The 17,024-nt window shown below is 42.2% G+C and carries 16 protein-coding genes; 9 read left to right on the forward strand and 7 right to left on the reverse strand.

The genetic code is table 11. The features are described from left to right. Window positions 1-80 precede the first annotated feature (80 nt). Window positions 81-986, forward strand: a complete 906-nt coding sequence (locus tag HC752_RS17635) for a chemotaxis protein (RefSeq protein WP_190336487.1) — start codon at window positions 81-83, stop codon at window positions 984-986. A gap of 247 nt (window positions 987-1,233) precedes the next feature. Further along, complete coding sequence (gene yiaY / locus HC752_RS17640; protein WP_190336488.1) at window positions 1,234-2,382, forward strand: L-threonine dehydrogenase; 1,149 nt, start codon at window positions 1,234-1,236, stop codon at window positions 2,380-2,382. A 72-nt stretch (window positions 2,383-2,454) separates the two neighbouring features. Here yiaY and HC752_RS17645 read toward each other — a convergent pair whose 3' ends face one another. Continuing rightward, window positions 2,455-2,916: a TetR family transcriptional regulator gene (locus tag HC752_RS17645; RefSeq protein WP_190336489.1), complete on the reverse strand. Its 462-nt coding sequence runs from the start codon at window positions 2,914-2,916 to the stop codon at window positions 2,455-2,457. A gap of 505 nt (window positions 2,917-3,421) precedes the next feature. Here HC752_RS17645 and HC752_RS17650 point away from each other — a divergent pair. Next, window positions 3,422-3,718, forward strand: coding sequence for a YfcZ/YiiS family protein (locus tag HC752_RS17650; RefSeq protein WP_190336490.1), 297 nt, complete (start codon window positions 3,422-3,424; stop codon window positions 3,716-3,718). A 51-nt stretch (window positions 3,719-3,769) separates the two neighbouring features. Here HC752_RS17650 and HC752_RS17655 read toward each other — a convergent pair whose 3' ends face one another. After that, window positions 3,770-4,021, reverse strand: a complete 252-nt coding sequence (locus HC752_RS17655; RefSeq protein ID WP_190336491.1) for a YnjH family protein — start codon at window positions 4,019-4,021, stop codon at window positions 3,770-3,772. A gap of 214 nt (window positions 4,022-4,235) precedes the next feature. Between HC752_RS17655 and HC752_RS17660 the strand changes: the two genes are divergently transcribed. Continuing rightward, on the forward strand, window positions 4,236-4,832 hold the full coding sequence (locus HC752_RS17660) for a hypothetical protein (protein ID WP_446751447.1): 597 nt from the start codon (window positions 4,236-4,238) through the stop codon (window positions 4,830-4,832). A gap of 364 nt (window positions 4,833-5,196) precedes the next feature. Here the strand turns inward: HC752_RS17660 and HC752_RS17665 are convergent, their stop codons facing one another. Further along, window positions 5,197-6,300, reverse strand: a complete 1,104-nt coding sequence (locus HC752_RS17665; protein WP_190336493.1) for a 1-acyl-sn-glycerol-3-phosphate acyltransferase — start codon at window positions 6,298-6,300, stop codon at window positions 5,197-5,199. A gap of 363 nt (window positions 6,301-6,663) precedes the next feature. Between HC752_RS17665 and HC752_RS17670 the strand changes: the two genes are divergently transcribed. Continuing rightward, window positions 6,664-7,272 carry an AraC family transcriptional regulator gene (locus HC752_RS17670; RefSeq protein WP_190336494.1) on the forward strand — a complete coding sequence of 203 codons (609 nt, stop codon included), beginning with the start codon at window positions 6,664-6,666 and terminating at the stop codon, window positions 7,270-7,272. A 97-nt stretch (window positions 7,273-7,369) separates the two neighbouring features. Here the strand turns inward: HC752_RS17670 and HC752_RS17675 are convergent, their stop codons facing one another. Together HC752_RS17675 and HC752_RS17680 are read right to left on the reverse strand one after the other, a co-directional pair. Further along, on the reverse strand, window positions 7,370-7,855 hold the full coding sequence (locus HC752_RS17675) for a hypothetical protein (protein WP_190336495.1): 486 nt from the start codon (window positions 7,853-7,855) through the stop codon (window positions 7,370-7,372). 26 nt (window positions 7,856-7,881) lie between these two features. After that, window positions 7,882-8,403 (reverse strand): nicotinate-nicotinamide nucleotide adenylyltransferase, encoded by a 522-nt coding sequence (locus tag HC752_RS17680; protein WP_190336520.1) that lies wholly within the window; start codon window positions 8,401-8,403, stop codon window positions 7,882-7,884. Between the two features lie 213 nt (window positions 8,404-8,616). Here HC752_RS17680 and nadE point away from each other — a divergent pair, with 213 nt between their 5' ends. Continuing rightward, window positions 8,617-9,447: an ammonia-dependent NAD(+) synthetase gene (gene nadE, locus HC752_RS17685; protein ID WP_190336496.1), complete on the forward strand. Its 831-nt coding sequence runs from the start codon at window positions 8,617-8,619 to the stop codon at window positions 9,445-9,447. A 93-nt stretch (window positions 9,448-9,540) separates the two neighbouring features. Here nadE and HC752_RS17690 read toward each other — a convergent pair whose 3' ends face one another. After that, entirely contained in the window at window positions 9,541-11,367 is a 1,827-nt protein-coding gene (locus HC752_RS17690) for a hybrid-cluster NAD(P)-dependent oxidoreductase (RefSeq protein ID WP_190336497.1), read from the reverse strand. Between the two features lie 492 nt (window positions 11,368-11,859). Here HC752_RS17690 and pyrC point away from each other — a divergent pair, with 492 nt between their 5' ends. Continuing rightward, on the forward strand, window positions 11,860-12,888 hold the full coding sequence (pyrC, locus tag HC752_RS17695; protein WP_190336498.1) for a dihydroorotase: 1,029 nt from the start codon (window positions 11,860-11,862) through the stop codon (window positions 12,886-12,888). 125 nt (window positions 12,889-13,013) lie between these two features. Here pyrC and HC752_RS17700 read toward each other — a convergent pair whose 3' ends face one another. Next, entirely contained in the window at window positions 13,014-13,808 is a 795-nt protein-coding gene (locus HC752_RS17700) for an AraC family transcriptional regulator (protein ID WP_190336499.1), read from the reverse strand. Between the two features lie 599 nt (window positions 13,809-14,407). Between HC752_RS17700 and HC752_RS17705 the strand changes: the two genes are divergently transcribed. Together HC752_RS17705 and HC752_RS17710 are read left to right on the forward strand one after the other, a co-directional pair. After that, the gene (locus HC752_RS17705) at window positions 14,408-15,544 is read left to right on the forward strand and encodes an FIST signal transduction protein (RefSeq protein ID WP_190336500.1); all 1,137 of its coding nucleotides are present in this window, start codon (window positions 14,408-14,410) and stop codon (window positions 15,542-15,544) included. Between the two features lies 1 nt (window position 15,545). Then, window positions 15,546-17,024 carry a sensor domain-containing diguanylate cyclase gene (locus HC752_RS17710; protein ID WP_190336501.1) on the forward strand — a complete coding sequence of 493 codons (1,479 nt, stop codon included), beginning with the start codon at window positions 15,546-15,548 and terminating at the stop codon, window positions 17,022-17,024.

Here is a 17,024-nt window from a genome sequence, read left to right on the forward strand (position 1 = left end):
CACTTTTATTGATCAAAAAATGAGCCAAAGGGTCAGATTAATTGTAAAATGAAAGTGAGTTTACTTACGCGGATTTATTTATGAAAAGCAAAGCCAATCAGTCTCAGGGAATGCTGATGTTCAAGCTAACACTTCAGCAGAGCTTTGCCATTGGCACATTGAAAGTTAGAGAAATTGTACCTTATGCTCAAACAACACAAATCCCCTACTCTCACCCTCATGTAATCGGAACCATTCCAATTCGTGAGTTGACGGTTCCTGTGATTGATATGGCTGCCGCAATTGGGTTTCGCCCTATTGCACGTGAGGAATATAAGAATAGCTATTTAATTGTTACAGATTGCTTACGCACAATTGTTGCCTTTATGGTGCGTGATATTGAAAAAATTATTGAGTGTGATTGGCGTTCGATTGAGTCCACGCCAGATACATTAGGCAACAATATATTCGTGACAGGCATAACGCGCCATAAAGACAAAATAGTTCAAATGCTGGATGTCGAGCTTTTGTTATCCAAAATATACCCAGAGCATGATAGTCAGCGTATACCGATTCTGACGGATATAGAACGCGAGCGCCTAAAACCTCTCAATATTCTTCTTGTCGACGACTCTAGCATCGCAAGAAAGCAACTGTCTGATGCGTTAGACAGCATTAATATCCCTTATCAGGTGTGTAAAAACGGTATAGATGCGTTGAATTTAATGAAAGAAGATGCTGCTAACCAAAAGCCAATCGATATTTTGGTCAGTGATATCGAAATGCCTGGGCTAGATGGGTATGAGCTCGCATTTGAAATTCAAAATGATACGGCTTTGAGCCGATCGTATAGGATTCTACATACCTCACTATCGAGCGAAATTTGTGTGGACAGAGCGCATCAAGTCGGTGCCCATGAGGCCCTTACAAAGTTTGATGCCACCGAACTTGTACAAGCAATGCTCAGAGGTGCTAAGCAAATTGAGGAATCAGTAAGCACTGCGTAACCCAGTATTCAGATCAACAGTAAGCCGGCGAATTCGCCGGTTTTTTCATTCCTTCCTTTCCTTCTTCAATAAATCACCATTGCGATACATATCACATAAATATGAAATCAATAAACATAGGTGTTAATCGTTGTTTCAGATCAACAAACCAAACCAATTTCATAAGCAAAGTGAGCATATACCAAAACGACCTTTCCTAATAAAAGGAGAGGCAATGATGCATGTATAACAATATTGGAGAGTCTAAATGACAAGCGCATTTTACATCCCTACCGTCAATCTAATGGGGGCGGGTTGTTTAACTCAAGCCGTTGATAGCATTCAATCTCAAGGGTTTAAGAAGGGGCTAGTAGTAACAGATAAAGTGTTAAACCAAATCGGAGTGGTAAAACAAGTTAACGATTTACTTGCCGACAGGGCAATTGCAACTGTTGTCTATGATGGAACCCAGCCAAATCCAACAATTTCTAACGTAAATGAAGGCTTAGAGTTATTGATAGAAAATGGGTGTGACTTTGTCATCTCTTTAGGTGGCGGTTCGCCCCATGACTGCGCTAAAGGTATTGCACTGGTTGCTGCCAATGGCGGAAAAATTGCCGATTACGAAGGCGTTGACCAATCTGAGAAACCGCAAGTTCCACTTATTGCCATCAACACTACGGCTGGCACAGCTTCTGAAATGACACGTTTCTGCATCATTACTGATGAAGAACGTCATATTAAAATGGCAATTGTGGACAAACACACAACGCCACTTATGTCTGTTAATGATCCCGAACTGATGCTTGCGAAACCTGCTTCGCTTACCGCCGCAACGGGAATGGATGCATTAACTCATGCAATAGAAGCGTATGTCTCTACTGCCGCTACGCCAATCACCGATGCGGTAGCCATCAAAGCGATAGAGCTGATCCAAGCACACCTAAGAACGGCGGTAAATCAAGGGGAAGATATAAAAGCCCGAGAGCAAATGGCATACGCTCAGTTTATGGCAGGCATGGCATTCAACAATGCATCTCTGGGCTACGTTCATGCCATGGCACATCAACTTGGTGGATTTTATGACCTCCCACATGGCGTATGTAACGCGGTATTACTTCCGCACGTGCAAAAATATAATGCTCAGGTGTGTCCTGAACGATTAAAAGATGTTGCAGCAGCAATGGGAGTCAACGTCACAAATTTAACCGATGAACAAGGTGCAGAAGCTGCACTAAATGCCATAAAACAGTTGTCTTTAGATGTAGGTATTCCTACAGGACTCGAAGCTTTAGGAGCCAAACCCGAAGACATTCCATTGCTTGCAGAAAACGCACTGAAAGATGCTTGTGGACTGACAAATCCCAAGCAAGCAACCCACGATGAAATTTCGTCCATTTTTGCGGCAGCTATGTAAGCTCAAAAGCCTCTGCTCTTAAACCAAAAACCAGCCACTTGGCTGGTTTTCTTTTCAACATACTGCTTAGGATTAGCCCGCCATACGGACTAAGCTTTTTCCAAACAACACATCGAGATCCTCACGAGCAGAATCACCGTAGTTATCTTCTACCATCTTATATAAACGTTCTATTCCAGCTTTAGCAAATTCGTGCGCACTTTCCGATGTCACGACATGATGGAATAACAACCTAAGAATTGCCAAAAACTCTGTATTATCAAGAGCCTTAACCCAGCTGAATTTAAAACTCTCAACACCTTCATCCAGAACTAGGTGTGTTACGAACATCTTAAAGATTCGACCATCTAGTGCTGCTGTGAAGTCCGTTTTCTTAGGGAAATGGTGACTGATACCCGTACGAGAGACGCCTGTTTGTTGACTCAAAGTGGTGTAAGACATTTTGTCGTAGCCCAATGTGATTAGTTGGTCTACAACCGCATCCATAATTTTTTGAATGGTAATTTCAGTATCTTCTTTACTACGCTTTGGCATGTTAGGGCTCTTCTATTTTATATGTTTAAGTACACTCATACTCGCGCATGAGCGACTTATAGTATTATGTTCTATATTTTTCAAATCTCAACAGATTGAAAAATATACAAGCAACTGTTCACGAAGCACTGTTCACGAAACTTGTGATTTGCTAGAAGTAAACTCGACAGAGCGAGATCGATAAAAATTCGCTTATTCGATTTACCCAAATATCGGGCAATAGAATTTTACTAAAAGTAACACTATTGCAAATGATTCCGATTTACTGGATTTTCTTACAAATTACTCAATTGGGCAATACAACCTTATTTCATGACCCGACAAAACGACATTTTGATTCACTCCCTCGTGATAAAGATCACATAAATGAAATGAATATATCGTTACAAAACACTATCCTATGAGGCCGTTGAATCTAATGATTTAACCCCAACCAGCTGAAATTCTGTGGTTTTACCTGCATCAGAGGAGTAACATACCCCCATTAACTGTAAGAGGATACGTTATGACAACGAAAGCAGAAGACAATCAAGTTTGTGAAGCATGCGGATGCAGCGCAGAGATGGGATTCATCATCAAAGAAGGCGACGATGTGGCAAACATTTCTTTGTTTGGTCGTGATTTCGCGGCATTAGAATCTGAACTAAACAAATACATAGATCTAGCCAATACGGTATCTAACGAGGTGAAATATGAAAGCCAACGCCTTGAAGACGAGGCTGGTATTGAAACAAGATTCCAATTCACTTGCAGCGCCGAAAAACTCATTTTTGAATTGAAGACACGAACGCTAGCACGATAAGCATCAATTAGGGCGGATTTTCTAGCCGCCCTCAAAACAAGACCCGACTTTTCACTCATCCTGTTTCAATTGAAGCCACCTTAGATCCCCATTCAACTCGAATTCCTGCTCTTTACCGCAGGTTAAATACAACTCGCCTACCTGAATCACCGCACCGAGTGTGTAAGCTTTATCTTCGTAATAACACACTTTTTCAAACAATGTTCCATCAGTAACAATTACTGGAGATTTTGGCGTTGTAACCGTTTTGGCATTAACACCAACAGAGAGAATTGTGAATATAAATACAAGGTGTCTGCTCATAATGACCCTATAGTTAAATTATTTATAAAAAGGAAAGACCTCGATTTAGCATACTGTGAATGCGCTAGTGCATTTATAACTTTAGCAGGGTTTTCAAACCTATATACCAATGTCTCTTTAAGATGCCCTCGCTGGATATTGAGATTGCTAGGTATACATAACAACACTTTGCGCTTACTATCAAATGAAAATCACCGTTTAATCTTGAATGCGTATGAAAGCAGGATACTTTTTTGTTGTGTTGCTATTAAGCAGCGTTGTACACGCCAAACCGCTGGATCCGTATAAACTGCTCAACCACATTGATTCTTATGGCAATGTTAATTTAAGAAATACACACTACACATCTCTACCCGATGGAATGGTGGTTAAAAAAAACCTCAATATTTCAAAAACATCCATTGAAAAGCTGCCTAAGGGGTTGAGCATTGGAGGCAGCTTGGATGCCTCAAACAGTCAACTCTCATTTGTTGCTAAAGGAACCGATATTAAAGGGTATGGCAACTTTCTTGGTTCAAAAATAACCACTTGGAATGCCGGTGTTAAAGTAGGTGGCTACCTTAACTTTACAGACACCCCTCTTGAAACCTTACCACCGGGCTTAATTGTCACGGGGGACCTTAGTGTTATTCGTACACCTTTAAAAGAGCTTCCACAACGTTTAACTGTCGAAGGCAGTTTATATATCGGGGGGTCGAATATCACCAAACTGCCTGATGAGCTAACGGTTAATGGCAATATCTACCTCGGCGGAAACCAGATCACCTACTGGCCAAAAGACCTAAAACTTGGAGGCGCAGTGGCTAGATAAGCTGAACTCGGGATAAGAGCTTGGCTAACCTATTAAAATATAGAAATTTCTTATTGGGTTATGCTAATGAGATATTTTTACTCAATGCAAGGCGAAACCACGAACCAATAACGGGTTACTGGGAAAGGATTCAACGCAGAGTATTACGTGAAAAGAGCCATCAGAAAGCGAGTTGGTATTCCGGGCTAAGTAAGAGAGACACAATGGTTGCAGCATGAGCTTTACAACGGATCAGACCTAGTAAGGAAAAGAACGTCAGATAATAGCGCTCTTTTCCAACTTGTATGGCGATGAACTCGGAAGCGAGCGCATCATGAGCAAGATGACTTTAGGTCAGGATGATTTTAGAATAAGCCCGAACAACCTAGCCTTGGTTCACAACTGGATTAGCGTACATCTGCTTAAGGAAATCATGCGCTCCTTCAGGTAATTCTCGTAGTTTACCGTCCAATAATTCCTTTGCTCTGGAATCAGCATGCTCGGTATCAGCAGCGGCATAATAGTTGATTGGAAATAGCTTATAGATGGAATGAATCTGATCATCTATTTCCTGCGCCAATTCATCAGGTGTTTCAAAGCCGCCTTCAATTACGCTGCCGAAGCTAACATGAACACGGCCTTTATACCCCACAATTCCTTGAATGATACTTTCAATATCTTCAAATTCACTTTTCTCGTAGCTACCGGACTCGGCTTTTTCAAACAATTCTTTTGCTTTAGCAATATCACATGGATCGTTTTCGTAAGAAATCGCTACAGGTACAATTCTCAACGTCTTTATGTATTCGTCGAAAGGCATCTTTTGCTTTCGCCCTTCAACATGCAGCATTTTTAGAATGGCAGGATCGGTTTTGTCGTTCCCATCTTTCGCTCTGCCCTCTTTCTGCGCAATCCAAATCGAGTTACCGGTGTCTAAAGAATGCTTTATATAAGAAGACAGCTGACCGAGTGCTTTCATCATTTCCCGAGGCGCTTTTGCGCTGCGGTTGACAATAAAGCTTTTATTCAGCTTCATTAGCTCAGTGGCACAAGGTTTCTTCAAAAGGTTATCGCCGATAGCAATACGGACCGTTTTGTGCTGATTGTGGTACAAACCCCAGTTCACCAATGCAGGATCCATTGCAATATCTCTGTGATTGGATATGAACAAATAAGGGGTATTCTTATCCAACTGCTCCAATCCAGAATAGGTCACGCCGTCAGTGGTCGCATTGAGCGTTTTGCTTAGATATTTTTCAACTTCTAACTGAATTGCTTCAACGGAATCCAATTTAGCCCACTTAAATTTAAGATAAACCTTAACCATTGGGCTTACTGTATTTTTAAACCAACTTGCATGGTTACTGAAGCGGTGCTCTAAGATAGCAGAGATAAATTCTTCATCATTAATCAGGCGTTCAATGGCGGCGGGAATCTCGTCATCATTGTACGGACGAATTTCTTTATAAGGATCCGTTTTATTAGTCATCTAATTTATACGTCAATTTTAAAATCCGGCACATTCTACGCGGACTTGAGAAAACAAGCAGCTAATGAATGCTTCATTCAATTAAGGTCAGACCAGATTATATACTTCAGCCCACTTAATTGTTGTGCGCGGTGGTAGGTTACTGAAATCACAATGGGTCAATTTCCAATGAACACTGCGTGACTTTTCTTCATGCTTTCATTTTGTGTAAGGTTCAGGATCCTCAATTTACTGGTCATTCCATCATCACGATAAAAATCACCGAACTCTGACGCGTTAATCCGTTAAATACCGTAGTTTTCATTGGCATTTAGGGTAATAAAAGATACTCTTTTCCTCAGTTACAATATCCGGAAACCCTTTATGAATTATGCGGTAGAGCATCAAAATACAGTTTACTCATTTCTGGTAACCACACCTCGAAAAAAACGTCTTAAGCACAGCCTGATTTATGTCGAATCTGGGTTAGTTTTAGTAAAGCTTGGCAGGAACGAATATGCAGTGGAACAAGACAGCGCAATTTGGTTACCAATTGATTGCTTAACATCGATTACTTTCGTTCCAGGTTCAACGGTTTCTCAAATCGATTTCTCTGTTCGATTGCAAGATAAATTTCCAAACCAAGCGGGCTTTGTTTCCCTGCCACCTGTCTCTAAAGCCATACTGGAGAAGCTGTCTCAGCAAAAACTTAAAGAGGAAGAAGTAACCAATCTTTTGAACGTGATTCGAGACGAATCTCGTACACTTCGACCACTTCTCGATATGTCTCCGCTTAGCATGCAAATATCCCAATGGAGCGCAGATGACGAAAGCTGTTTAAGTAAAGAGCTGTTATTGGTGTTGAGCTTACGTGAAGCCAAAAAGAAAATGCAATCAGGCACCAAGAGAGCCGTCGTCATTGATGAATTCTTTGCTGGTAGAGAAGAGGAGTTTGAACAACTCGCGATGTTGGTTATGGGGGAAAGCTTGTAAAGAAAAGCAGAAAGCTTAAACAGCGCTATGAAGAAAAAAATATGGTGGCTTACATAAAAGAGTGCGTTGCTAAAGAGTGCATGACACAAAGAGTGCCTTAAAAAGGCACTTCCAATTGTAACGTCACGTCACCAGGCTGTTGGTTATGCCAACGATAATCAATTCGTATTCGTGGCTCGTTGTCGTTCCTTTCACCTAAGCCTAAACTGAATTTCAAACCCGCCGCTTGAAGTTTTTCAGAATAGGTCATGTCATCAAATTGGCTTTCATATTCATCTGGCATCCAGAAACCCACACCAAAATAGTTACTTTCAACACTTGAGTATAGCAACGGATCACTGCCACTTTTCAGCGTCCATTCTTTCCAATAATTGTCGTCACTGACTGGGTCTATTATAAACTCTCTGACGGATGTTAGGCTTGAAGTCAATACATCGAATGATCGTACGATAGATGCGCAAACCGAATCCCGCTCTTTTTTGACCATCATGATCGAAGTGGGTGTCTGAAAAGGGGTACATGCAAAAGCGGGAACGGTAAAGAAACCAAGCATACAAATCCATTTGCAACTACGTTTGGTCATTGATGTGAGCCCCTAAAAAATTCTTTCTATATATTCCGATACAATACATGCTTTCGCAAGAAATTATTGACAGAACGAGTAGTTAGAGCTGATATCGATTCATTTTGAGCCAATTTCTCACGAATTAACGTACTTCGAACTGAAATTTTTTCAGGACATGTCATAACAGACCAGCGTTTAGTGATCTCATAGGCGCGATAAAACTTGGAAAAATTATAAAAATTATCCGGACCAATAACAAATGTTAGCTCGGCATCAGGGTAGGTTTCTTGAAAGGCTTCTAAAAGTGCATACGTCGTTACACTCTCTTCTGGTCGATATAGGCTCTCTTCGATTTGGCTCAACTCCACATTCGATTGAGCTATGTCCGAAATAAAACCCTCTACCATCTGGCACCGGATACCGAAATCGACCATCTCTTTTCCCCATGCATGCGCATAACTTGGAACAAGCAAAACTTTATCGAAATGGGTTAATGATTCGATAACACTTTTATGCCCAAGAGTCGGTGGATTGAAGGCGCTACCAAAAATTGCAATTTTTTTCATACATTCGTGACTAGAAGGAATTCCATCATTCAATACACCATAACCAAAGCAACCCAAGAATCCCATTTCGGGCAGCTCTTTTCAGGCAAATCGGTGTTTAATAATAAAAAGATTGGGGTATGATATATCCAAGCGACTACAAGATACAGGGTTTAGAGTGCTAACTTAAGTTCACTTAGGCACGACAACTCGTCAGCACATTAAGGAAACAGAATGGAACATCAAATCCGTGACGAAATGCGAGTATTGGCTTCGATCGATCCTCATTTTGAAATTCAACGTCGCGTTGATTTTATTAAACGTAAACTCCAAGAATCTGGTTGTAAGTCATTAGTCTTAGGTATTAGCGGGGGTATCGATTCCACCACATGTGGCAGACTGGCTCAATTAGCCGTAGACAAACTTAATGAAGAATCTGGTAACGCTGGCTATCAATTCATTGCTGTACGCCTGCCGTACGGTGAGCAAAAAGACGAAGACGAAGCGCAACTCGCACTGAGTTTTATACAACCTTCGCATTCTGTATCTGTCAATATCCAAACAGGTGTGGATGGTTTGCATCGCGCTTCTCACATCGCACTTCAAGACACCAACCTACTCCCCAAAGACCCAGCAAAAGTCGATTTCGTAAAAGGAAACGTTAAAGCCCGTGCTCGAATGGTGGCACAATATGAAATCGCGGGTTACGTCGGTGGTTTAGTTCTAGGCACCGATCACTCTGCAGAGAACATTACTGGCTTTTATACTAAGTTTGGAGACGGAGCGTGCGACCTGGCTCCATTGTTTGGCTTGAGTAAACGTCAAGTTCGTGAAATTGCAGACACCCTTGGCGCGCCAGAGTGCCTTGTTCATAAGACTCCGACGGCCGATTTGGAAGAGCTCGAACCACAAAAAGCGGATGAAGATGCTCTGAATCTCACGTATGACCAAATTGACGACTTCCTTGAAGGTAAACCTGTTTCTGAAGACGTAACCAGAACACTCATTGCGATTTACAAAGCAACACAGCACAAGCGCCAGCCCATTCCTACGATTTATGACTAAATGGTCATGCTCTGGATTGGCTAAACTTTCCGCTTTCACAGTGTTCAGTTTACAAAAACAGAGAACCTGAGTTCTCTGTTTTTGTAGGCACCGTCAAGATCTAGGATCTGTCGATATGGAAACGTCGCCGAGAGGTGTGCTGCAACAAGCCAAAACAATGCGGTTTTCTTTGTCATCAGGCATTAATGCGGGTACGTCCGGCGTGTCACACTCTCCGTTGATGACCCTCACCCGACACGCGCCACAAAGCCCTGCCCGGCAACTGTTCGCAATCCTCATGCCTGCATTTTCTGCTTGGGTCAGAAGCGGTTGTTGGTTATTACCCTCGAACGTTTTTCCATCCACCGTTATTTTTACGTCTTGTAACGGACTGTCAACGGGTTTGGCGACACCAAAAGCCTCTTGATGATATTGGCTTTCATCAAGACCCATTTTCATTAACAGATTTTTAGATTTGGCCATAAATCCATGAGGAGCGCATACAAATACTTGTCTAGATAATACGTCGGGGATCTTGTTGATGTGGCTTAATGAAAGCCGCCCTGTAAGCCCGTGCCAACTAGGCTCGGGTTGAGTCAAAGAAATCACAACCTGTAAGCCTGAATATATCATATTGAGCTTTTCCAGCTCCTTTCGGCAAGGAATATCCCGCTCTGAACGACATTGGTGGTAGAAAACGACGTTATTGACTTGGTCATGATCGGATAGATAGCGAAGCATGGATAGCATTGGGGTGACACCGCTTCCGGCAGACATAAGTAACAAAGGATGAAGGGTACTAGTTAAATGGAATACCCCATCAGGTCTATCCGCCACCAGCGTATCCCCAACCTTAAACCGGTCGTGCAACCAATTAGACACCGCGCCTTCATCTATTCGCTTTACCGAAATGGCATACCTGCCAGGTCGTGTCGGACTAGAAGACAACGTATAGCGACGAGAAAGTTTACCTGCAGGTGTATCAATTTCTACAGGCAAATGCTGTCCAGGAAGATAACCCGGTAAAGTGCCTTTAGCAGGCTCCATCCAAAACGTCACAAAATCACGTGCTATGGTTTCTTTCTCTACACAGGTGAGCGTCAATTTGTTCTTTGATGCGTCTTTGTACTCTTCTTTGGGTTTCCTTTCTAAAACCTCGATTACGTCACCTTCGCGAATGATACCTTCATTCTTTGCGACAAGGTTTTGACCAAAAAATACACCACCTTGCTCATTCGCTCTGAAAGTTGAAAGTGTTTTTAAAGGCTCTTTAGAAGTATTGAATTCACCGGTTTGTGTATTGACTGTTGTCAGAATGCATCGCTCACATGGCTTTACCGCTTCAAACTCAACCTCGCCTATTTTAATTTTTTTCCAGCCATCTTCTGCAAATGGCTCCGTATCTGACACCACTAAATTGGTTCGAAATTGATCCATCGAGTTGCTTTCAGAACTTCTTTTGTTTAATTCCGCGAGCGACGCTTCGCTGATAACGAGGAGTGGATAACCATCAGCAAAGCTGACATTCGTTTGGATTTTTTCTCTCACACGGTTGGATTGATCGCCACAAAACAGCAGCTGTACGGGAGTAGATAAAATTTGGCTAAACCATTCATTCGCTGCTTGAGTCGTCGACAAGGCGGTAAAATTGTCACTCCAAACCTGTGTCGGTAATTCATCTCTTTCAAAGTCAGAATAACGTAGCCGTAGCACTGGCATTCTTGGGTACGTCAACACCAACCCGTCAGATTGAAGTACGGCGTGTACTTTCACCATGTTGGGGTATTTTCTCGCAGTCACCATTGCGCCATCCATCGTTGCCACCATAAACCTACGATCAAAAGTTAACCCTTGTTTCTCAACCCAAGCTTTTGAAAGTCGGATCCCACCAATGGATTTGACAGGGAAAATGTTAATTTGCGATAAGTACGGTTTTGTCATTGTTATTCACTACTCTTGGAAGGCTCTGCCTTGGTCATTACTCAATAAAAGTCAGAAGTGTTTACTTAAATACTGAAGGAGTTATTAGACTTGTTCACCTTCCCAATGGATGTTTGCCGAAACACTCAAAAACAAAATAACGGTACATCAACAATTACGATGAATCGAGGGAAAGCTTCATAATTTGTTACGCCTTGATACGTCATGAACTCCAAGAATTAAGCGCTATACCATCTAAGCTAATCCCGCTTCGCAAGTGGATGAATTCAATACCATGGTTAAAACGCTTCTCACTTTTTAACCATATGATTTGAGAAAGACGGCACTCAGTGGATATAAATATGCCTCGAATGGATCTCAAGCCAAAAAAGGCGTGAAAAATAACGGTTTTTTGTCTATCATCCTGTCGCCTAAACGGTTGCGTTTTTAGACTTTTCGTCGAATTCCTGCTTTTAGGCTCCTGTTTTATCTTAACCTGGTGGGAGCTTTCAAATGACAACACTTACTATCACTCGTCCTGACGACTGGCACGTACACTTACGCGACGGCAATGTTCTAACCGACACCGTACGCGACATCAGCCGCTACAATGGTCGAGCTCTGATCATGCCAAATACCATCCCACCCGTTATCGATACCGAAATGGCGTTGGCCTACCGAGACCGTATCATGGCTGAACAGCCAAGTGAACAATTCGAACCTATGATGGCGCTCTATCTTACGGACAACACAACACCGGAAGAAATTCGCAAAGCAAAAGCGACAGGCAAAATTGTTGCCGCAAAGCTTTACCCAGCTGGCGCCACAACAAACTCTGACTCAGGTGTAACAGACGCGAAAAATATCTATCACGTGTTAGAAGCGATGCAAGAAGTTGGCATGTTACTTTTGATTCATGGTGAAGTTACCACGCATGATGTCGACATCTTTGACCGCGAAAAAACATTTCTAGACACCGTGTTAGCCCCCATTGTTAACGACTTCCCTAATCTAAGAATCGTTCTTGAGCACATTACGACAGCCGATGCGGTCACCTTTGTGAAAAATGCAAACGAAAACGTCGCCGCCACAATCACCGCACACCACTTGCTGTTTAACCGCAACCATATGTTGGTCGGCGGAATCAAACCGCACTTTTACTGTTTGCCAATTTTAAAACGCAATACACACCAAAAAGCACTGATTGAAGCGGCAACCAGCGGCAACAAAAAATTCTTCTTAGGGACAGATTCCGCACCTCATGCTAAAGGAGCGAAAGAATCCGCTTGCGGTTGTGCAGGCTCATACACAGCACACGCTGCCGTAGAGCTTTACGCAGAAGTTTTTGATAAAGAAGAAAAACTAGAAAACCTTGAAGGATTTTCAAGTCACAATGGTCCGGATTTTTATGGTCTTCCTCGTAACCAAGATACGATTACGCTCGTTAAAGAATCTTGGGAGGTGTCGGAGAGCATGCCTTTTGGTAGTGATATTGTTGTCCCCATCCGCGCAGGTGAGCAGATAGAGTGGAAAGTAAAGTAACTCGCTTTGTCTTTTTATCTTTTTACCTCTTCACCTTATGCAGTTCTGTCTTTTAGGGTTAGTCGTAATAGAAAGCAAAAATAACATAATCTAAATCATATGCCCGCGAACCAAGCGGGCATATTTTATACGGGTCTATTCGCTTTATATTGGTCTGGCGTAATTCCAGCATATCGTTTAAACATCGTGATAAACGGACTGGCTTGGTTATAACCCAAAAGAAGTGCGGTTTCCTTTACAGACTTACCTTTTTGAAGCAACTCCATCGAATGCAAATACCGTATTCGTAAGCGCCATTCAGTGAAGCTCATCCCTAACTCACTTTGGCAGTATCGAGCGAGAGAACGTTCTGTGGTATGAACACGAGCGGCCCAACTTTTTAGTGAATCATTGTTGGTCGGGTTCTCCTCTAGCCCTCTTAGAATTGGGGCCAACATTTTATGACTAGAGGTTGGCAAGAAATGCTGCTGTTCGGGCGCCATTGCTAATTGATCCAACAACACATCGACTAACCGCTTGTCCTGATCTGATTTTGCGGAGCATACATTTCTCTGACGAAAGTCTTCGATGATGGCGGTCATAATTGGTGTAACGCCAAGTAAACACGTATGTTTGGGCATATGCTTTGTCTTGTCGATACTGATATTTAGGGAACAATAATCCAGAGGCTTTTTATTAAAACTGTGATGCAATACACCAGCAGGAACCCATATGGCTAAATTTGGCGGGGCAAGAAATCGAGTTTCATCCGCCAGCAATTCTAGCATTCCACCTCGAATAAATTGCAATTGTCCCCATGCGTGAAAATGCTCTCGCGTTACGGTATTCGAATTGAACGCATCAAAGTTCATGTACACATCTGAAGGCAGCTCCTCAAAAGAAATGGCTGGATGCGTATTGGTTTGTTGCTTCTCTCTCATTTTTTACTGCACACTCACATTTTGTACTGCGCACTCACGCTGTCGTTTTGGGGATAGATATCATTATACCGACCCAGCTCGCTTTGTCGTCTATGGCTTGTCGTCAATAAAGGGTTATGAGCAAATATGAACTTACGTACAAGCATCGCTACAACGTCACCCCGTCAGGTCTAGTTGCCCCAATCTTCATGGTACAAGGAACACTTGGTCAATCTCCGTATACCAAATACGACACAGAAAACACAACCTCATGCATATTTGCGTTGTAGAAAACCAACATTTCGCGTTACCGAATTGGAAACTTGCCCTTCCCAGAAACTTTACTTACGAGCTCGACAGTTTATAGAATAAGCTAACTGAAAAAACAGTGTCATCACCGACGCGGTGTCTTTCTAACAAGCTTGCGAGTGACTTACACCCTCTGCTCTCATCTTTGATTTCATTAATCATCTGTAAAAACAATTAGATAACCTCATCGCCTGAAAATCAAAATTTAATTAACTAGTTGAATTTTAATCAAATCATCTATTTCAAGAACTTGAAATACCAGTAAAACGCACTAAATTTATAATGGGTTTAGCGAAACTTAGGTCATTAGCATGAAAACACTTCAATCTGTTTGGAACGGAAAGCATTGGGATGATGTCGAAGACATAAAGCGCCTCAATAGTGACAACACTTTAGTTTTATTGTTTGGCTCAATAACTAATGGAAAAGAGGCTATTAAACAATTGCGTGAATATTTGCCAGATGCCCTACTGACAGGCTGCTCGACTGCGGGTGAAGTTTCAGGAATCCAAGTACACGATAATGCACTGGTTGTCACCATTATTTGTTTTGAGAAAACGCCCATCCGTATGCTACGCCTCAAAATACCAGGCGAGGATTTTAACCAAAAGGACATTGGTATCCAAATGGCGAAGCAGCTAATGGAAACACCCAACTTACGGCATATTTTGGTACTCAGTGATGGGCTTCATGTGAATGGCTGCATGCTCACAGAGGGTTTTGAATGTGCCGTCCCAGAACATATTAAAGTTACTGGGGGCCTAGCCGGTGACAGCGAAGCCTTTAACCAAACGTATGTTCTATACCAAGAAGAAGTGGCAGAAAAGCAGATCGTTGCTGTCGGCTTTTATGGCGATTCCATTTCTGTAAGTTATGGCTCACGTGGTGGATGGAGCCCATTTGGTTTACAAAGAACAATCACACACTCTGAAGAAAACACACTTTATGAATTAGACGATGAAAACGCTTTGGACATCTACAAAAGCTACTTAGGGGAACTTTCATCAGACTTGCCAGCAAGTGGGCTCAGATTTCCGTTAGAAATCACCGACCCAAATAAATCAACCAAACTTGTTCGCACATTATTAGGTGTCGATGAGACGACAGGCTCAATTACATTTGCGGGTAACATACCTAAAGGGGCAACCGCGATGTTAATGCGAGCGAATGTTGAAACTCTTATAAACGGCGCGCAGGACGCTGCTGGTGTTTGTCGCAAAGACATGGGAGCGTCTCCCCAATTGGCTATCCTGATCAGCTGCGTTGGACGAAAAACGTTACTAAGCCAGCTAGTAGAAGATGAAGTTGAAGCAGTAAAAGATGAACTGGGTTCGTCCACCCTGCTTTGTGGGTTTTATTCCTACGGAGAGATCGCGCCATATGATCGACACTATCCATCGGAATTACATAACCAGACGATGACAATTACTGCATTTTCGGAAACTTGATATGCATCGACTTCTGAAACGTCAATTGCGCAAAGCTTTTCCAGATGGAGTGCCAAATGAAGGAGCAACCTTCGACGCTAACCAAATCAACAAGTTCATAGAGATGGTTGATCAAGGCTATCAATCGATGGCAGAGCAGCTGACAATGACCGAACGAACACTCGATCTTAGCTGCACAGAACTAGCAAATAGAAATCATACCCTTAGCTTGATACTCGACGCGCTTCCAGACATGAGTTTTTGGATTGATAAAGAGGGGCTTGTTCGGGATATTCGCTCTGGTAATTTCAGTCCGCCATTTATCGGATCTGATGAAAATTTTAAAGCCATAGATGACTTAAATATCGTAATTCATTCACCAGAGCTTAGAAATTTCCTAAATAATTATAGATCCAAAAATGGGAAGGTGGCTGAATTAAATCTTTATGCAAATGAAACACATTATCAAGTTAGAGCTACAATCACACCGATTAGTCATACCCGCTGGTTATTGGTATTACGTGATATTTCATTAACCAAACAACTTGAAATGCTGCAAAAACAACGTATGGAGCAAATTCAAAAAGCACAGAAACAGCTTCAAGGGCTTGTCAACGCAGCGCCAACTGGCATTGTCATTTGCAATCCCAAACAAGAAATTATTATGGTTAACCAATATATCAGTACCATTTTTCAAAAACCTAAGACAGAATTTCTTGGTAAAAACCCAACGGAACTTGTCGCGATAAAGCATAGAGCGTCTTTAGGCGCGCAAATCATTGATGTTTTAAAGTGTGAAGATGAAGAAAGCAGCAGAAGATTGGATATAGCCATTACGTTACCATCTGGGGCTCTAATGCAAGCAGAAATAGCATTGAGCACCCTCATGTTTGACGATCAACTTTTGATCATTATGTCCATATCTGACATTAGCGACCGAAAACAACTGGAAAAGAAACTGCGTGTTCTTGCCTCGACGGATCCATTAACAGGCGCTCTCAACCGCCGCAGTTTCAATGATTATACAGAACGCGCCATTTCTACTTGTATGCGCACCAAACGCCCTCTTTCACTGATCATTTTAGATATCGACTTCTTTAAAAGAATCAACGATACCTATGGTCACGTTGCTGGTGATGAGGTTCTCGTTTCTGTCGTATCAAAAATTGGTGAAGTAACAAGGGACGTGGATATTCTAGGTCGACTTGGAGGTGAAGAATTTGCTGTCGCCCTCCCCAATGCGTCATTGGAACTGGCAAAAGAAATCGCTGAACGGATAAGACAAGAAATAGAAAGTATGGTTGTGAGCAATGGCAATCAAAAGATTAGACTAACTGCCAGCTTCGGTGTTATTACGCTGTCTGGTGCTCTACTAGAAGAGCCCTTAGAGTTCGCCATAAACTCTGCTGACGAGTATCTTTACTTTGCAAAAGAACATGGTAGAAATCAAGTCATCGACTCAGAATACTATAAAAAACATACTAGCGATGCTCTTGATTGA

It is taken from the genome of Vibrio sp. S9_S30, from assembly GCF_014694455.1.
Classification (GTDB): Bacteria; Pseudomonadota; Gammaproteobacteria; order Enterobacterales; family Vibrionaceae; genus Vibrio.